Annotated in this window: 15 protein-coding genes and 1 pseudogene; 10 read left to right on the plus strand and 6 right to left on the minus strand. The window is 65.1% G+C overall.

All coding sequences use genetic code 11. The features are described 5' to 3' along the window. The 3 genes from JYA52_RS01365 to JYA52_RS01375 form a co-directional block, all read left to right on the plus strand. On the plus strand, positions 1-151 hold a 151-nt coding region (locus JYA52_RS01365; protein ID WP_205651373.1), incomplete at its 5' end, for a urocanase-related protein. Positions 152-272: 121 nt separating this feature from the next. Next, positions 273-3053, plus strand: a complete 2781-nt coding sequence (locus tag JYA52_RS01370) for an aminotransferase class I/II-fold pyridoxal phosphate-dependent enzyme (protein WP_205651359.1) — start codon at positions 273-275, stop codon at positions 3051-3053. Positions 3054-3156: 103 nt separating this feature from the next. Next, complete coding sequence (locus tag JYA52_RS01375) at positions 3157-4236, plus strand: glycerophosphodiester phosphodiesterase family protein (protein ID WP_205651360.1); 1080 nt, start codon at positions 3157-3159, stop codon at positions 4234-4236. A gap of 80 nt (positions 4237-4316) precedes the next feature. Here JYA52_RS01375 and JYA52_RS01380 read toward each other — a convergent pair whose 3' ends face one another. The 3 genes from JYA52_RS01380 to JYA52_RS01390 all read right to left on the minus strand — a co-directional run bounded on the left by JYA52_RS01380 (position 4317) and on the right by JYA52_RS01390 (position 6316). Continuing rightward, positions 4317-4733: an ester cyclase gene (locus JYA52_RS01380; protein ID WP_205651361.1), complete on the minus strand. Its 417-nt coding sequence runs from the start codon at positions 4731-4733 to the stop codon at positions 4317-4319. An 80-nt stretch (positions 4734-4813) separates the two neighbouring features. After that, on the minus strand, positions 4814-5686 hold the full coding sequence (locus JYA52_RS01385) for a DUF2182 domain-containing protein (RefSeq protein ID WP_205651362.1): 873 nt from the start codon (positions 5684-5686) through the stop codon (positions 4814-4816). Positions 5687-5698: 12 nt separating this feature from the next. Continuing rightward, entirely contained in the window at positions 5699-6316 is a 618-nt protein-coding gene (locus JYA52_RS01390; protein ID WP_205651363.1) for a DUF1326 domain-containing protein, read from the minus strand. Positions 6317-6615: 299 nt separating this feature from the next. On the opposite strand from JYA52_RS01390, the gene JYA52_RS01395 reads away from it, so the two are divergent. The 3 genes from JYA52_RS01395 (at position 6616) to JYA52_RS01405 (ending at position 9534) form a co-directional block, all read left to right on the plus strand. Next, positions 6616-7677 carry a glycerophosphodiester phosphodiesterase gene (locus tag JYA52_RS01395; RefSeq protein WP_205651364.1) on the plus strand — a complete coding sequence of 354 codons (1062 nt, stop codon included), beginning with the start codon at positions 6616-6618 and terminating at the stop codon, positions 7675-7677. Positions 7678-7688: 11 nt separating this feature from the next. Next, the gene (locus tag JYA52_RS01400; protein ID WP_205651365.1) at positions 7689-8687 is read left to right on the plus strand and encodes a DUF6454 family protein; all 999 of its coding nucleotides are present in this window, start codon (positions 7689-7691) and stop codon (positions 8685-8687) included. A gap of 160 nt (positions 8688-8847) precedes the next feature. Then, complete coding sequence (locus JYA52_RS01405) at positions 8848-9534, plus strand: haloacid dehalogenase type II (RefSeq protein WP_307869276.1); 687 nt, start codon at positions 8848-8850, stop codon at positions 9532-9534. On the opposite strand, the gene JYA52_RS01410 is transcribed toward JYA52_RS01405, so the two are convergent. From JYA52_RS01410 to JYA52_RS01420, 3 genes are all read right to left on the minus strand, one after another. After that, complete coding sequence (locus JYA52_RS01410) at positions 9512-11914, minus strand: hypothetical protein (protein ID WP_205651367.1); 2403 nt, start codon at positions 11912-11914, stop codon at positions 9512-9514. The two genes, JYA52_RS01405 and JYA52_RS01410, sit on opposite strands and share 23 nt — an antisense overlap. A gap of 283 nt (positions 11915-12197) precedes the next feature. Further along, positions 12198-13274 (minus strand): TM2 domain-containing protein, encoded by a 1077-nt coding sequence (locus tag JYA52_RS01415; protein ID WP_205651368.1) that lies wholly within the window; start codon positions 13272-13274, stop codon positions 12198-12200. 358 nt (positions 13275-13632) lie between these two features. Continuing rightward, positions 13633-13968 carry a cupin domain-containing protein gene (locus JYA52_RS01420; protein ID WP_205651369.1) on the minus strand — a complete coding sequence of 112 codons (336 nt, stop codon included), beginning with the start codon at positions 13966-13968 and terminating at the stop codon, positions 13633-13635. 140 nt (positions 13969-14108) lie between these two features. On the opposite strand from JYA52_RS01420, the gene JYA52_RS01425 reads away from it, so the two are divergent. The 4 genes and pseudogenes from JYA52_RS01425 to aspA all read left to right on the plus strand — a co-directional run. Then, positions 14109-14399 carry a YegP family protein gene (locus JYA52_RS01425; protein WP_205651370.1) on the plus strand — a complete coding sequence of 97 codons (291 nt, stop codon included), beginning with the start codon at positions 14109-14111 and terminating at the stop codon, positions 14397-14399. Between the two features lie 67 nt (positions 14400-14466). Then, positions 14467-16263 (plus strand): RecQ family ATP-dependent DNA helicase, encoded by a 1797-nt coding sequence (locus tag JYA52_RS01430; protein ID WP_205651371.1) that lies wholly within the window; start codon positions 14467-14469, stop codon positions 16261-16263. A 132-nt stretch (positions 16264-16395) separates the two neighbouring features. After that, positions 16396-17103 carry a FadR/GntR family transcriptional regulator gene (locus tag JYA52_RS01435; RefSeq protein WP_205651372.1) on the plus strand — a complete coding sequence of 236 codons (708 nt, stop codon included), beginning with the start codon at positions 16396-16398 and terminating at the stop codon, positions 17101-17103. A gap of 258 nt (positions 17104-17361) precedes the next feature. Beyond that, positions 17362-17547 (plus strand): annotated as a pseudogene (gene aspA / locus JYA52_RS01440) (aspartate ammonia-lyase); the annotation flags it as partial.

Genomic DNA, 17547 nt, shown 5'->3' on the forward strand with positions numbered 1-17547 from the left:
CGGCACCGACCTCGCCGCCGAAAAGCTCGCACGCCTCCTCACCAACGACCCCGGCATGGGCGTCATCCGCCACGCCGACGCCGGCTACGACCGCGCCGTCGAGGTCGCCAAGGAACGCGGCGTCCGCATCCCCATGCACGAAACGAACTGACCAAGGTCCCAACCCCCACATCGATTGCTCCGTAACCGCCGTTCTGGACCCCCAAAAGGGCACTTACGGAGCACTCGATCCCCACAAACCCCAGACCTCCAAAGCCCGCCCGAAGGACTTCATGAACTCCGCCGCCTCCCTCAGCCCTCTTCTCAACGGTGGTTCCGCTGAGAGCTTTCCGCCCGCTGCGGTCACACCGCACGCCGTGGGAACGCCCAGCAGTGTCTGGCGGCTTAGAGCAGACAGCTGGGACTTCCTTGCCTACACCGTTAAGCAGCTGCTCACTGCCGCTGAGAAGGGGAATTCCGTCACTGGCCTACTGAGCGAATCCTTTCGGCTGCTGAACATCCTTGACGCCATCGAGCCCTACTTCGCCTCCCCCGGGCGTGGCCTGATGGCAGACCTGCGCTCAAGTCTCACGATCGAGGACTTCCGCGTGGCGGGGGAGGTAATTGATGCAGCCCGCCGGGCACTGGCACATACCGCCGCTGGCAGCACGGAGCTCCCGTCAACCTCCGGGCACCGGGATGCGGCTGCTCAACCGGTAGCCGTTGCTGAGCCCAGACGCCGGTTTGAAGTCCTCGTCATCGATGACATGACCGAAGCGGATCAGGAGTCGTTGAAGGCAGATTTGCTCGGCAGGCGGCGTAATGACGACGAGTTTATATACAACGTCAACATCGTTCCCAGCTTCGAGGACGCCCTTATCGCGGTGCTGCTCAATCCCGAGATTCAGGCCTGTGTCATTCGCCCGGGGTTCGCCAGCACCACCCGACAGCGCCTCGGGCATGACCTGAGGGGATTCCTGGACAGTTTCGCTGGTTCCAGTCCTGACCCCGTGCACCCTGTCCAACGTATTCTGCGGCTGGCGGGGAAGCTCTCCGAGCTGCGCCCCGAGCTGGATCTTTACCTCATCGCCGGTGTCGCCATCGAAAAAGTAGCCGGATCCTTAACCCGGCATTTCCGCCGCATCTTCGCCCGTGAGGACGGGCTCGAAATCCATCTTTCCCTGCTGCGAGGAATCGCGGGCCGCTACGACACTCCCTTTTTCACGGCATTGCAGCATTACAGCAAGCGGCCGGCAGGCGTCTTTCATGCCCTCCCCATATCGCGGGGAGGTTCGGTGCTGAATTCCCGGTGGATCACGGATATGGCCGACTTCTACGGCCTGAACCTGTTGCTCGCGGAGACCTCAGCCACCTCCGGCGGGCTGGACTCTCTGCTGGATCCCCACGGTGCTATCAGGGATGCCCAGAACCTGGCGGCCCGAGCCTTCGGCGCCCAAAAAACGTACTTCGTGACCAACGGGACCTCGACAGCGAACAAGATCGTTCACCAGTCGATCGTTGCCCCAGGGGACGTGGTCCTGGTAGACCGGAACTGCCACAAATCCCATCATTACGCTCTGATGCTTGCCGGCGCGCGCGTGGCTTATCTGGACGCCTATCCCCTCGACAAGCACTCGTTCTACGGAGCTGTCCCGCTCCGGAGCATCAAGCAGACCCTGCTGGATTACCGCCGCGCCGGCCGCCTGCACGAGGTCAAAATGATCACCCTGACCAACTGCACATTCGACGGAATCGTCTACGACGTCGAAAGGGTCATGGCCGAATGCCTGGCCATCAAACCCGACTTGGTCTTCCTCTGGGACGAGGCATGGTTTGCCTTCGCAGGTTTCCACCCGCTCTACCGCCGGCGAACTGCCATGGCGGCTTCAAGGAAGCTGGAACAGGACTTCGAACAGCAGCGGTACGCTCGCCAGCACGCTGAGCAGGCCCTGATCCTGCATGACCCGGAGACAGGGGAACCGGCCCCGGACGGAGTATGGCTCAACACCCGCCTGATCCCGGATCCGACAATCGCCCGGCTCCGGGTGTATGCAACCCAATCCACCCATAAGACCCTCACGTCCCTCCGCCAGGGCTCCATGATCCACGTCTACGACCAGGATTTTTCGCGCCACAACCAGGATGCATTCCGGGAGGCATACATGACGCACACCTCCACGTCGCCGAACTATCAGATCCTCGCATCCCTGGACATAGGGCGACGACAAGCAGAGCTCGAGGGATACGAACTCGTGCAGCGACAAGCCGACCTTGCCATCAGCATCGCCCAGACCGTCGCCCGCCACCCACTGCTGCGAAAGTACTTCAGAGTCCTGACTACCCAGGACCTCATACCGGATGAATACCGGCAGACTGGCCATTCCTTCCCCCTGCGCGACGGGATCTCTGCGATGAACGACGCCTGGAAAAACGACGAATTCGTAGTTGACCCCTGCAGGCTCACTCTTGACATAGGACGGACCGGAATCGACGGGGACACCTTTAAGCACCTGCACCTGATGGACCGGTTCGGCATCCAGGTCAACAAAACCTCACGGAACAGCGTTCTGCTCATGACCAACATCGGAACATCACGCAGCGCAGTGGCCTATCTCATCGAAGTCCTCGTCAAACTTGCCGAAACCTTCGAAGAGGACACCACAAATCTCAATCCTGCCGATCAAGAGGCGGGCCAGGCACGCGTAAAAGCCCTGACGAGCGACCCTCCCCCCTTGCCGGATTTCAGCCACTTCGCCGCACCGTACCGCAGCGGAGCGCAGACCCCGGACGGGGATATCCGTGCCGCTTATTTCGATACGTATAAGTCCGAGGCAGTTTTCCATCTCACACCCCATGAGCTCGCCCGCCGGGTGAGCGCGGGAGAGGAAATTATCTCTGCCGGATTCGTCACCCCGTATCCCCCGGGTTTTCCCGTCCTCGTCCCCGGCCAGGTCATCACCGCGGCAATTCTCGCCTTTATGAGTGCTCTCGACACGAGAGAAATCCATGGCTACAACCATCAACACGGGTACCGGGTCATCGCGGCGACGGGCTGCATTCGCCAGACCTGTTAATCTCCCATCAAACTCCCCGCATCGGACTGTCCATCTGGCCTTCCTACGGTGAACGGGTCGGCGGCTCAGCGCCGACCACCGTCATCCGGGAGGAACCATCACCATGCGCACAGTCCTGACCGCCGCGGCCGCCGCCGCGCTCATCGCCGCCATGGCGAGCCCCGCCGTCGCCGCCCCGACCGCGGACGCCGGCACGCCGCCGTCGGACGCTGCGGCAGCCGTACCGCCGTCGGACACCAACGCGGTCAAGGCGAGCGAACGCAACGGCTCCTTTGACCTGCAGTCCCACCGCGGGGGCCGCGGGGAATGGACCGAGGAATCCCTGGCGGCGTTCGCCAAGTCCTTGGAGCTGGGCGTGACCACGCTGGAGCTGGACACCCACCTGACCGAGGACGGCAGCGTGGTGGTCTGGCACGACGACACCATCCAGGCGACCAAGTGCCGCGACACCGCCCCGGCCGTCGCCGGCGACGCCGAGTTCCCGTACGTGGGCGACCGCGTCGCGGACCTGACGCTCGACCAGATCAAGACCCTGGACTGCGGCTTCATGCAGCTGCCCGGCTATCCGGAGCAGGACGTGATCGAGGGCAACCGGATCGCCGAGCTCAAGGACGTGTTCGAACTGGCGGGCAGCTTCAACGCCAGGAAGGTCCGCTTCAACGTGGAGACCAAAGTGGAGGACGGCAAGGCCGGCAGCGAAGGCATGCTGGCGCTCACCAAGGCCGTGGTTATCGAGATCTACAAGGCCGGCATGTCCCACCGCACCACCGTGCAGTCCTTCGACTGGTCATCGCTGAACTTCACCAAGAAGATCGCGCCGCAGCTCCCCCTCGTGGCCCTCTCCAGCGGCGACACCTGGCTCGAGGTCGGCAAGCCCGGCGCCAGCCCGAACCTCGGCGGCATCGACATCGACGACTACGACGGCTCCCTCGCCAAGGCCGCCAAGGCCCAGGGCTACGACATCATCTCCCCCGCCTTCCGCTCCGTCACCCCGCAGATGATCGCCGAAGCGCGCGAGTTCGGCCTGCCCGTCATTCCGTGGACCGTCAACGCCACGGCGGACATGGCCCGTCTGATGGACCTCGGCGTGGACGGCATCATCACCGACTACCCCACCCGCCTGCGCACCCTCATGGACCAGCGCGGCCTCAAGCTCCCGAAGCCGTACGCGCTCAACAGCTGATCGTCACGTATTAGGAAGTACGACGGCGGCCGCCCGGTTTGGGCGGCCGCCGTACCCTTTGGGCGGGTATCCAGTAGACGCTATCCGGGGATTGCGCCGATCTGCTGCATGAGCCTCATGTTGTCGGTGGTTCCCCAGTGTTCGGCGACCTTGCCGTCCTCGACACGGATGATGTCCGTCCCGCCGAATTCGACGCTCTTGCCCGTTCCCGCAACACCGGCCAGCTCTCCTTGATGCGTGCCCGTGAGGATGACGTGGCACGCTTCCATGTCCCCGTCCGCCAGATACGGCTCGATCGTCTTGGCCTTGATATCCGGGAACGCAGACCGAAGAGCATTCACGAAGAACCGGACGCCCTCCTTGCCGGGCGGTTGTCCGGGAAGACCCTCTTCGTGATCGACAAAGTCATTCGTCGACAATTCATCAATGAGGGCAAGATTCCCGCCCTCGATCACCTCCGTGTAAAAACGCTTGATCAGTCCCGTCCCGTCAGACATTTCCGACTCCTCTAGTGCATGAGACCTGCCAAAGATCCCCCAGTGTGCAGTGCCGCACGCAGGACGTGCGGACCGCGCGGTTACATCCCCGTCCCGCCCGTCGCCGCGGGCGTCAGGGCGATACTAAGGGCAATGACGGCGAGCGCCACCGCCACGGAGCGGTTTGCGAGCCGTTTCCACGGGAGCATCTTCTCGCCGGCGATGAACGCCCCGATCACTGCCATCCAGCCGATGCTCATCACACCGAGCGCGAACAGCGCCGCCATCAGTGCCCAGCAGCACGCGACGCACCAGGCGCCGTGTTCCACTCCCATGCGCAGCGCGCCACCGTACCCGTGGCGCATGCGGTGCAGGAGGAAGTCCATGGGCGTCCGGCATTTCATCAGGCTGACGTTCTTGGCCGGCGTCAGCTGATAGACGGCCGCCAGCATAATCACTCCGGCGGCCAGGTAGCGGCCTGCCTGGTCGGAGGCGAAGATCCCTGGGGACTGCGCCGCTGCCAAGGCGTAGAGCGCGTAGGCCACCACGCCGAAGGCCGTCCACGAGACCAGGTAACCGGCCACGAAAACGGCGGTGCTCCCCGGCGGTGCGTAGCGTCCCATCCGGCGGCGGTGGCTGTGTATCCGGTCATAGGCAATGACCATCGGCGCGACGGAGGGGAACATCATGGCCGCCAGCATCACCACCCACGTCACGACGAAGAAGCCCAACGGGCCGGGGTCGGTCCAGCGGCCCATGTCCATCCCGCTCATCTGTGCTGAATTGAAGACCCAACTCGCAGCGGCGAGCCCCAGCAGGATGGCGATAAGGCCTGCCTCCCGCGCATCGACCCTGGACGAGGATGCACGCGGAAGGGACGCGGCGCCGGAAGATCCGGACGGCGCGGCAGCGGAAACGGCGGCGCGCACATGGCCGTGCGCGCCGCCTCCCGTGAACAGCTTCCTGCGCGGCATGGGCAAGCCGGATCAGGCCCTGCCCCTGGGGGCGTCCTCGGCCATTTCGCTGGCAAAGGTGAAGTCCGAGGTCTCCCCGTAGACGCCGTCGAACTCGAGCCCGAAGAGGTCCGAGTGTCCGGGCGCTTTGCCGATCCGGAATTCCGGGGCAAAGCCGAACATCGCGTTCTTCATGGTGGTCACGCCGCCGCCGGGTCCGGGAAGCGGCTCGAAAGTGTAGCTCGCCCGCCCCGCCACCGAGGCGGCCGGATTGTCACCCTCGGTGAAAGTGACACTTCCGCGCTCCACGCCCAGCCACTCCCCATACAGCGCCGCAAAATCCGCGAACGGGCCGCCGGCCTCACCGTGAAGGATGCTTTCCAAAGCACTGGCCTGCGCTTCGGATGCGCCATCGTCCACGACGACTCCGACCTTCCAGCCGCCTGCGGTGAGGTTCGAAGGGAACCAGTTGCAGAAGGCGAAGTCGACGCCCGAGAGATCCGTATCATCGAGTTTTCCGCTCGCGATATGGAAGACATTCACGCCACGGCACTCGCCGTCCGGACCGGTGGGAACGCCGTCGACCGGGCACGGACAAATCAACTGGCAGCTACAGCTGCCAACATACTTTCCGGACATTTCCCAAGACATGAGGACTCCTCGCAGGCGCCCTCGCCAAGCAGAAGCGGCCCAGTGTCGGCGCCGAAAATACTTAGAAACGGGGCGGAAAGCCCCGTTAAGGCAGACGCTATTCCCGGGCCATCTGCATGTCAATATGCCGAGTGTTCGGGCGTCAGCCATGCCGCCGTATACCGGAGCGAATCACGGGCTCAGACTGCGTTCACCGGTCCGTCACCTGCTCTCCACCGGTCCGCCGCCGCTGGTTTCCGGGAAATGCGCAGACTGAATGACGCCCATTGATGGGCATGACATCGACTTGGAGACTACAGATGAACTACGCGAAGCTGCTGACCGCAGCCGCCATGTGCACGGGACTGGCGCTGGGGACATCCCTTCCGGCGCAGGCTGCCGACACCAACCCGAACGGCAGCGACAACCACTTTGACTTGCAGGCCCACCGCGGCGGACTGGGGCTGACGGTCGAGTCCACCCTTCCTGCGTTCGCCAAGGCTCTCGAAACCGGCGTGACCACTCTTGAACTTGATCTTCAGATCACCAGGGACGGCCGCGAAGTCGTCACGCACGACCGCAAGATCAGCGGAATGAAGTGCGCTGACACCGCCCCTGTCGCGCCCGGGGACCCCCAGTTCCCTTACGTCGGGAAATACGTCAAAGACCTGACCTTCGGCCAGGTCCGCACCCTTGACTGCGGAAGCCGCACGCTCCCCCAGTTCCCCGGGCAACAGGCTGCGCCCGGGGAAACGATGCCCACCCTCGCGGAAGTGTTCGCGCTTGTGAACTCATACGGGGCCAGCCAGGTGAAATTCAACATCGAAACGAAAGTCGAGGCCGGCGCCCCGGAGCAGACGGCTCCCCGCGAACAGTTCGTGGCCGTCGCCCTGCGGGAAATCAAGGCCGCCAACATGCAGCACCGCGCCTCCGTCCAGAGCTTTGACTGGGGCGCACTGCGGCTCGTCCAGGAGACGGACCCCCGGATCCGCACCGTCGCCCTGACCAACAAGGACTTCCTCCAGACCGGCCAGCCCGGCAGCTCGCCGTGGCTCGGCGGCATCGACGCGGACGATTTTGACGGGGACCTCGTGGCCGCGGCATCACACCTGGGATTCGACGCCGTCTCCCCTGTCCACGGAACACCCCAGAACGGGACCGTGCAGGACGCCGGGTACATCCCTTACGTCACCGCCGACATGGTCGAACGGGCCCACGACGCCGGAATGCAGGTCATTCCGTGGACCGTGGACGACAAACCGACCATGCGCGCGCTCATCTCCACCGGCGTCGACGGGATCATCACCGACTATCCCGACCGCCTCCGCGACGTCATGACTGAGCACTCATTGAAGCTTCCGAAGCGCTACTCACCTTCCTGAAAGGCACCCCCATGAGCCCGACACGTAACCGCGGCCTCCTTGCAGCCGCAGCGGCCGTCATCATCCTCGCTGCCGGCAGCGGAATCGCCGCCCAGGCGGCACCCCAGTCCGGCAACAATGACAGCCCCGCAGCCGACTCTGTCCTGGCCGACAGTTTCAAGGCCGTTGACCGATCCACCAGCTGGGAACTGACGGGCAAGCTGAAGCTCGAATTCCCCACACACCACCCGCAGGGCATCGCCTACACGGACGACCACATTTTTCTGTCGTCCGTGGAAATCGTGGAACGTACCGTCAAGTACCCGTCCCCGCGCGACGGGTACGACCGCACGGCCGGGAAGGGCGTCGGACACCTGTTTGTGATGGACAAGGCCGGGAAGCTGCAAAAGGACATCATCCTGGGCGAAGGCGACATGTACCACCCCGGCGGGCTGGACTTCGACGGAAAGAACATCTGGGTGTCCGTAGCCCAGTACCGGCCCAACAGCAGCTCCATCATTTACCGCGTCGACGCCGCTACCCTCCAGGCGGAAAAGCAGTTCGACGTCCCCGACCACTTCGGCGGCGTCGTCATGGACCGCCAGACGGGGCACCTGGTCGGCCACACCTGGGGCTCCCGGAGGTTCGCGGAGTGGAACCTCAAGGGCAAGGAGCTCGCCACCTGGAAGAACCCGAACCACTTCATCGACTACCAGGACTGCCAGTATGTGGCCAGCTCCCAGGCGCTGTGTGCCGGGGTTACCGTCCTGCCCCAAACCCCGGCCGCAGGCGGCACGACGGCGGCATACGAGCTGGGCGGCATGGCCCTGATCGACCTCGCCAAGAGGACAACCCTGCATGACGTGCCGTTTCAAAAGTGGTCCACGGCCGGTCACGCCGCCACCCGGAACCCCTTCAAGCTCACGGCGGACGGCAACCACCTGACCATGCATGTGGCGCCGGACGACGCCGAAGAAGGCAACGGTACAGAAATCCTCACCTACGAAGCGACGGTCAAGACCGTCAGGTAGGAACTCCTGGCAGGGATCAAGGCTGGGAGCTTCACACAGGGAGCGGGCGGCGCAACGCCTGCGTTGCACCGCCCGCTCCCGCATGTTGTGCCGGGGCCTACCGTTCGAGCCCCGCACCGGCAAGACTGGGCGTGACCAGCCGCCCAGAAGGAGCCATGCCGTGAGAACCGCCCCGTCCGTCATCGTCTTCGACGTCAACGAAACCCTGTCCGACATGTCCCCTCTGGCTGACCGCTTCGCGGAAGCCGGCGCCCCGGCGTCGCTCGCTAAACTGTGGTTCGCCACGCTGCTGCGCGACGGCTTCGCGCTCACCGCGGTAGGAGACAACAGCGCCTTCGCCGAAATCGGGGCCGAGGCGCTGCGCGGCCTGCTCGCCGGCATGGACCTGACGATGGAGGCGGACGCGGCCGTGGAACACATCATGCAAGGCATGGCGGGGCTGGAGCTCCACCCCGACGTGCCGGACGGCGTCTCCGCCCTGAAAGAGGCCGGCTACCGGCTCGCCACGCTGACCAACGGCTCCGCCGACATCGCGGAGAATCTCTTCAATGCCGCCGGGATCCGGGACAGCTTCGATCTCCTGCTGTCCGTCGACGACGCCCCGGCCTGGAAGCCCGCCCGCGGAGCCTACGATTTTGCCGCCGCGGCCTGCGGTACCGACCCGGAGCAGATGCTTCTGGTGGCGGTCCACCCGTGGGACATTCACGGGGCCGCCCGGGCCGGACTCGGCACCGCATGGATCAACCGTTCCGGAGCGCCCTACCCGGCCTACTTCGCGGAACCCGATTACACCGTGACGTCGCTGCCTGAGCTGGCGCGTACCCTCACAGGCGTCCAGTCGGATTAGGTTCGGGCTCCGCCGGGGAGCCGTCCGCAGGCACATCCGTCAGCGCCCGCAGCCAGGCCTTCAAGGCAGCGGCTTCAGGGGCCTCCATGATGCGCTGTCGCATGCTGGTTATCAGCTCGGCTACCAGGTCACGCGGGTGTTTGGCTGCCTCCGCCGTGCCCTCCTCGCTCCAGACGGCCGGTATCTCTTCCGGGCGTTCGATTCCGGCCTCTATCAGTGCCCCCACTACCTCTACCCGGAACCGATAAACGCCGCTGTTCTCGGCGCTGTAGACCACCGCTTCAGCGCGGCGTACCAGGGATGCGAGCCTGACCAGCCGGGCAAACACGAATGGGCTCAGCTGAAGGTCAACCCTGATGTCGTGGGGCCCTGTTTCATCGGCCGTCAGATCCCCGAGGCGTTCCACACCCGCCGCACGCAACTGCTTCTCATAGGGCACGAAGGGATCCAGTTTCCAGTAGTCATCCCGGGGCTTCAACCCCAGCAACTCGCGAAACTTGATGCTGCTGCTGAGCAACCCCTTCAGCTCCGGGTCGGACCTCGCCCAGTCCTTGATTTCGGGGTCCGTGAAGGCGTATCCGAGCCGTTCAATGATTTTTTCTTCCTGGGACAGACCGCTCTCCCTGAAGATGCTGCACGCCGCAGCATAGGCCGTACCCGGGGCAACAGAACCCAGAGCCTCTTCATACCATTCCACGAAGTGAGGGACCATGGCCGAGTTGTAGCCGAGGCCTGACTCTCGGAACTGCGCGTCGCCCGGTGCGGAGAGGTCGTGGTAGGCCAGCGCCGCGTTCAGGAGCATGGAGTGGGCCAGCGGTCCGGGGACGGGCGCATCATGGCCGGGCGGGAGCTCGATCAGCAGCCTGCGGGCCACAGCCCTGCCTTTGGCACGCAGCTCGTCGAATTCAGCCAGCATTGGCAGGTTGAGCACCACACTGAGGAAGGTCATCTCAACCCGGTACAACAGTGCACCGTACCCGGCCCACGATTTCACTCCTGCATCAATGTCGAGCCTGATTCCCGCTGCCTTGGCCCCCAACCATTCCGCATACCCCGCCAGGGCCTTTTGCTCTTCTTCTCTGCGCAGCCGGTAAAAATGCAACGCAATGTCGGCGAGCATGCTCCCCTGATCCAGATCGACCGCTTTGCCCAAAAGCGCCTCTGCCGTCCCGGCATCGGCCCACTGGCCCGTCGTCGCAATAGAGTGCAATCCGAGGCTGCGCCAATCCGTGGCACCACACAGACCCTCGAACCCGTGATGCTTGCGCGCGAGGGTGGCGAGGATGAACGCGGCCGCCATTTTGTGCAGTTCGGTCCGCGCATCGGTTGCCGCCTTCGTGGTCGGCCCCTTTCCCGCGGGCGACGCGGCGCCAGCGGGTTCCCCGGACAGGCCGAGCGCCTTCCTGTCGATGCCGGCCGCGCCGACGGTCCAGCCATTCCGTGTCACGGCGACCGCCAGCAGGTTCTCGCCAACCGGTGAAACTGCCACCTTCCACGGCGTGACGCCGAACATGGACGTGAGGATCTTTTGGGCGGCGGCCAGGAGCTTGTTACTGAACGCGACGGCCAAGGCGGTGTCGTCGAGGGCCTTTACGTCGGTGCCGACAGGCATCTCGATTCCTCGCGGGGGCGCGGCGCCAAGTTCATGCAGAAGTGCAACGATGTGCATGCTGTCAGCCTCGTTGGTTTTGCCGTCCGCACCCCGGACGTCCAGCGCGACGCGCAGCCTGCTACTGAGGTAGAAGGCCAAAGCCACGGCGCCTGCAAGGGCAATGAATCCCCCTTCGAAGACCACTATTCCCCATAAAGCGCGGACTAGAGAGGCACCGCCGGCGCCTGCCGATGCCCCTCCCAGCCCAGAGACTATTCCGCAAGAACCCAGAAGTATCAGGCCCAGCCCGCCGAACAGCAGTCCTGCCCGCCACCCTGAACCGATTTTGAAGAAGGGCATTTTCGGCACGAAGACCAGCAGGCGCCCGAGCACCAGAAAGAAGATAACGAGCCCCAGAATTGCCAGCCCCACGGGCACCATCGGCGTCGCCCAGTTCTTTACAAACCGGTCCCAGTCATTCGCGGCCTGCTGTGCCGGGGTGGTTGGGGCCGGTGCCCCCGGCCCTGCCTGCTGGGCCGCGATGATGGCGTTGAGCCGTTCCTGTTCGCAGGCCCGGTTCGGGGCCTGGGCCTGGGGCGGGACAGGCCCACGGATCCGGTCAATAAGCGCCAGCGCTTCCGCCGGCCTTTTGCCTTCAGTGAGTTTCTGCGCCAGGGCACAGGCAGCTTGGAGAGCCTGCCGTGGAGCCGCAACTGCACGGGCCTCCGCCGCTTCAGCTCCCCCGGCAGGGAAAAATCCAGCAGTCCCGGGAGCGCTACAAATAACCAATCCTAAAAGAATGCCGAGAAGCGCGGCCCTGGCTTTTCGCAGCCGGTGTCGATCGTGAAGGCTTTTCACATTATTCGCAGGTATCGAAGCAGACGCGTCCGAAACTTCTCTGCTCATGGTTTTTCGCCGACCTTAGGAGCCGATACGGCTAATTTTGCGCTTTGTTCCACCGCAAAGGGAAGGCCTGTAAAAACAAATGGCCCCGCCGGACGGTAAATCCGGCGGGGCCATTTCTGTTATTCAGCGCGGTAGCCAGCCCAGGCAACCTCCACCCAAAGGGTTCCTACTTCGCGGTCAGTGTCCAGTCACCCTGGGATTTGATCTGCACGAAGCCGGGCGTCAGCCGGACCGTGCCGCTGTAGTTGCCCTCGTCGTCGACCGGCAGTTCCGGGATCTCGGCCCCAAAGCCCTCCACCAGGAACTGTCCGTCGCCCTTGTTGGTGATGGCGGCCCTGTCGCTGGGCGCATCCCAGTAAATGACGGCGTCGCCGTGTCCGCGTGCCGTGCCTGCTGCCGTGGGGACGGCGTCCACATCCTCCACTTTGAGGGTCCAGGCCGAGTCGGCGCTGATGGCGAACTCGGACGTGGCGTATCCGGTGCTGGTGTCCACCAGGTGTGAGCCGCTGTAGCCGCCCATAGTGTTCACCAGCATGATCTCTGCGCCGTCGGTCTCCAGAACCGTGTTGCCGGTGCAAGCCTTGCAGGTGAAGGTCACCAGCGCGGGCATGCCCTGCAGGTCCACCTTTTTGATGGCGTCCCCGGTTCCTGCGAAGGACCGGGCGGCCAGGCGGGGACGGTCGTCACCGGCAACCGCTTCCTGGGACGCGCCGGGTGCCGACTCGGACGGGTCCGAAGCAGCGGGCGTCTCCGTGAGCGGCGCAGCCGAGACGATCGGCGACGTGGCCGCGCCTTGGAAGGCCAGAGCCGCCGCCGCCCCCGTGATCGCGCCGACAATCATTCCGCCCACTACCAGCACCGCCGAGACCGCGATCGCGAGCACCTTGTGCTGCACGTACCCGGCCAGCGGCCGGCCGTTTTTGTCCGTCTGCTTCCCCGCCAGCGTGATGATCAGGTCCACGAGCGCCCAGACTCCGAGGCCGCCGAGGGTGAGAAGCTTGGCGATGCCTGTGCCGATCTTGCCGAGGTAGAAGCGGTCCACACCCAGTCCGCCGAGGAACTGCGCAAACAGCCAGGCGGCAAGGAAGGATTTATGCGGAGCCGGGCCGAACTGCCAGCTGTACTGCTGACCGGAGCCATACTGCTGACTTGAGCCATATTGCTGCCCGGGAAATCCCGGCGCGCCGTAGGTGGTGTAGTCGGCGGCCGGCGGTGGTGGCGGGGTATGGCCGGGCTGGCTCATGGCTGTCCTTTCAGGCTGGTGACGGCAGGGGTCACCGAGGTGGGTGGGGTGGGTTGCGGCGAATGACGCGGGTGGCTGCTGAGCCGTTGGGGGCGACCAACGGCTCAGTGGGAAGGGAGGCTACAGGTGGGGCTGGGGATGGTCCGGGATCTCGGCTTTGAGGGCTGGGGATACCGGACGGCACGGCAAGTTCATGCGAGTGATTTCACGGCTGATTTCACACGTCTTTATCGCTTACACATGCGCGCATAACCCCCAGTTTGACGCTGCGGCGTCTCCGCCCCCTGAAGGGATAGTACACGTGCCCGGACAGTCAAAACAGCACTGTCCATTCGGGTGCGGCGAAGGTCACCAGCACCTAGGATGTGATCTTCGCCACCGTCATTAAAAAGGCCGAATCCTCCTCCGCATCCAGGCTGTGCAGACCGTTCGGGATGATCAGCAAATCCCCGGATTTGCCCTGCCAGGATTCCCCTCCGGACCGCAGCCAGAGCGAGCCGCGGAGGACAAAAATGGTTGCCTCCCCCGGGTTCTGGTGCTCGCTGAGACTGGTCCCGGCTTTAAGCGCCATGACGGTCTGGCGCATCACCTTTTCGTGACCGCCAAATACGGTGTCGGCAGCCCGCCCGCTGCTGACAGAACGCGCAGCCTCGAGTTGCTGCGTGGCCAGTGCCTCAATCGAAATCTTCTGCATGTGGCCACGGTACCCACCGGCGCGGCGGAGCGGTATGGGCAGAAGGGGCTTGGTTATTCGGCAGCGGGAGAGACCAGCCTTTCTGGCCGATAAGGCGCAAAATAGAGTAAGTGAACGCAGCACGAACGGAGGGATTTGTCATGGCTGGACACTTTGAGCTCATTGATGCTCCGGACGGCGGCTTCCGCGTCAGGCTTCTGGACGGGGCGGGACGCCTGGTGGCGGTCTCGGTGACGTACCCGTCGAAGCAGGCGGCAGTTGCGGGGATTTCCCTAACCAGGGAAATTGCCGGCACGGGCCTCATCCGCGACATGAGCCGCGGCGGCCACGGGGAAGTCATCATCCCCAAGTCCAGGCCTGCGCAAGCAACCGCGCGAATCCATTCCCATACGCGATTCCCGGCCGTGGTCCGAGGCGCCCACTCCCTCTGAACGGCAGGTAGGGTGGACTCCACGGCTGAAGACACCCGGCCATTGGACCGCCCCACGGAGCTGCCCCATGACCGAGGCCCCCGCCCCACCCGCCGCCGGCAACAGCGCAACCGCAGCTGACGCACCATCAGCTGACGCAACAGAGCCCGCCATAGCCCACAACAGCACAGACCCCGACGCCGGCCTCCGCCGCCTTGCCGCCGGAACCTTCCGGCTTGTCCACCTCCGGGACGGCCAGCTCGCCGGCATGCAGGCCCTCGCGCAGGGCCGTGACGTCCTCGCCGTCATGCCCACCGGCTACGGCAAATCAGCCATCTACCAGGTGGCCGCGCTGCACCTGCACCAGATGGCACGGGGGGACCGCAACGGCGGGCCGGGTACCGGCGCACGGCGCGGTCCCGCCGTCGTCGTTTCCCCGCTGATAGCCCTGCAGGAGGACCAGCTGGACGGCTTGCTGGAGGATCTTGGCGGGGAGTCCGCCGTCGCCATCAACTCCGGCCGCAGCGATGCGGAGGTGAACGGCGCTTGGGAAGCGGCTGAACGTGGTGACGCGGTCTTCCTCTTCCTGGCGCCCGAACAGCTGGCCAAGGCCGAAACCGTGGAGCGGCTCGCGGCCCTGGATGTCTCGCTGTTCGTGGTGGACGAGGCGCACTGCGTCTCCTCGTGGGGCCACGACTTCCGCCCCGACTACCTGCGCCTCGGCGAGGTCCGCGGGCAGCTGGGCAACCCGCCGGTCGTGGGCCTCACCGCAACGGCCTCTCCCCCGGTCCGCGACGAAATCCAGCAGCGCCTCCGCATGAAGGATCCGTTGGTCCTGGTCCACGGCTTCGACCGGCCCAACATCCGGCTTGAGGTGTTCCGCCACCTCGAGGACAAGGACAAGCGCCGCGCCGTGGTGGAGCAGGCCGCCGAGTTCAAGGGTCCCGGCCTGCTGTACGCCGCCACCCGCAAGGACACCGAGACGTACGCGGCGGAGCTCGCCGAACGCGGCCTGCGCGCCGAGGCGTACCACGCCGGGCGCAAGCAGGGCGAGCGGGACAGCGTCCAGGACCGCTTCCTCGACGACCAGCTGGACGTCGTTGTCGCCACGACTGCGTTCGGCATGGGCATAGACAAGCCCAACGTCCGGTTCGTCATCCACGCCGACATCCCCGAGTCGCTGGACAGCTACTACCAGGAAATCGGCCGCTCCGGGCGCGACGGCGAACCTGCCGCCGCCGTGCTTCACTACCGGCCCGAGGACCTCGGCCTGCGCCGGTTCTTCGGCACCCACACCCCGGACGAGGAGTCGCTGCTGGCAGTCCTCACAGCCCTGCGCGCCGCCGACGGACCGCTCACCCAGAAGGCGCTGGCCGGGCAGACCGGCCTGTCCCCGCGCCGGCTCACCGGGCTGCTGAACCAGCTGCAGGAAACCCGCGCGGTCAAGGCCGGCAAGCGCGGCATCAGGCTGGACTCCGGCGCCAAACTCCCCAAGGTGGTGGAACGCGCCGTCGAACTCGCCGAAGCACGCCAGCGCGTGGACCGCTCGCGCATCGAGATGATGCGCGGCTACGCCGAGACGGACGCCTGCCGCCGGCAGTTCCTGCTCGGCTACTTTGGCGAGGACCTCCCGGAGCCCTGCGGCAACTGCGATACGTGCATTGACGGCTCCGCGTACGAAGAGGATTACGACGACGGCGCCGCAGCCGCCGCGGGCGGGGAACCTTTCCCGCTCCAAGCCGCCGTGGTGCACAAGGAATGGGGGCCAGGCCTGGTCATGCGGCACGAGGAGGACGTGATCACCGTGCTCTTCGAGCAGGAGGGCTACAAAACGCTGTCCCGGCAGGCCGTGACCGAGGGAAAGCTGCTCACGCTCGCAAAGTGAGCCGCTGCCGCGCGGCTGGTTAGGCCGCCCCGGTTGGGCCGCGGCTGGTTGGGCCCCGCCGCGTTGGGCCGCCGCCCCCGTAGCCCGCGTAACCTGTTGACAGCCGTCCGTGACGCATGCCATATTCGTAGCATGAACCTGTTGGACAGCTGGACAGTTGGACAAGATAAAGTGATTCGGGTCGGCGCCGCCGAAGCCGTGTTCGCCTCCCTCCGAAATGCCATTGAGGGCGGCAAGATTCCGGTCGGAGCACGGCTGGACTCGGAAGCATCACTTGCCCAGCAGTACGGCGTCAGCCGGTCCATGGTCAGGGAAGCACTGAAGTCGTGCAACGCACTCGGACTCACTGCCACGTTCACCGGCAAGGGCACCTTCGTCATCGCCGACCGGGTTGCCCAGGACCTGAAGCTCGGAAAATACTCGGCACGTGACCTGGTGGAGGCGCGCCCACACATCGAGGTGCCCGCCGCTGCCCTCGCCGCCGAACGCCGGACTGTTGAGGACGTGGAGGCGCTTCGGGAAATTCTCGGGGCCATGTCTGAGGAGGATGATCTGCAGCAGTGGATCATCCTGAACGCCGAGTTTCACGCCACCATCGCCCGCTGCAGTGGCAACGGGGTCTTCGTGGGGGTCCTGACCGATATCCGCGAGGCTATGGCGGACCAGTCGAACACCCTGAACCTGGTGGCTGATCGGCGGAAGGAATCCGATCGCGAGCATGCCCGCATTTTCGCGGCCATCGAGCGCGGGTCCGCCCAGGAAGCGTCCAGGGCCATGACGCGGCACCTTCATGGTGTGGAGTGTGCCTTGGGCAGCCTCGTCCCCGGCGGCGGGAACTGACCGACGGCCTGACGAGTCGCTGATACACGCCCGAGTCCTAAACCACCGCCAACAGTCCAATCGGGGCAGCCTACCGTCGGCAGCTTGCCCTCAGGACGGCGCCACCCCCACTGTCGCCACAACCATGCCCAATCACCCTGCCCAATCGCTCTGCAATGCGGAACGCCAGCGTTCCATTTCGTCGCGGCCACCAGCCAGGCCACGGCAGCCCACTTACATCCAGCCCACCCCCGTCAACGAAGCCGTGAGGACCCCCCTTTGACCATCATCAGCACCGACGCCGCCGTTCGTTCCGAGCATGATCTGCTCGGTGATCGCGATGTCCCAGCGGGCGCTTACTGGGGCGTCCACACGCTCCGTGCGGTGGAGAACTTCCCCATCACCGGCCAGCCGCTCTCCACCAACATGCACCTGGTCCGCGGCCTCGCCGCCGTCAAACTCGCC

Source organism: Arthrobacter pascens, from assembly GCF_017052465.1.
GTDB lineage: Bacteria > Actinomycetota > Actinomycetes > Actinomycetales > Micrococcaceae > Arthrobacter > Arthrobacter pascens.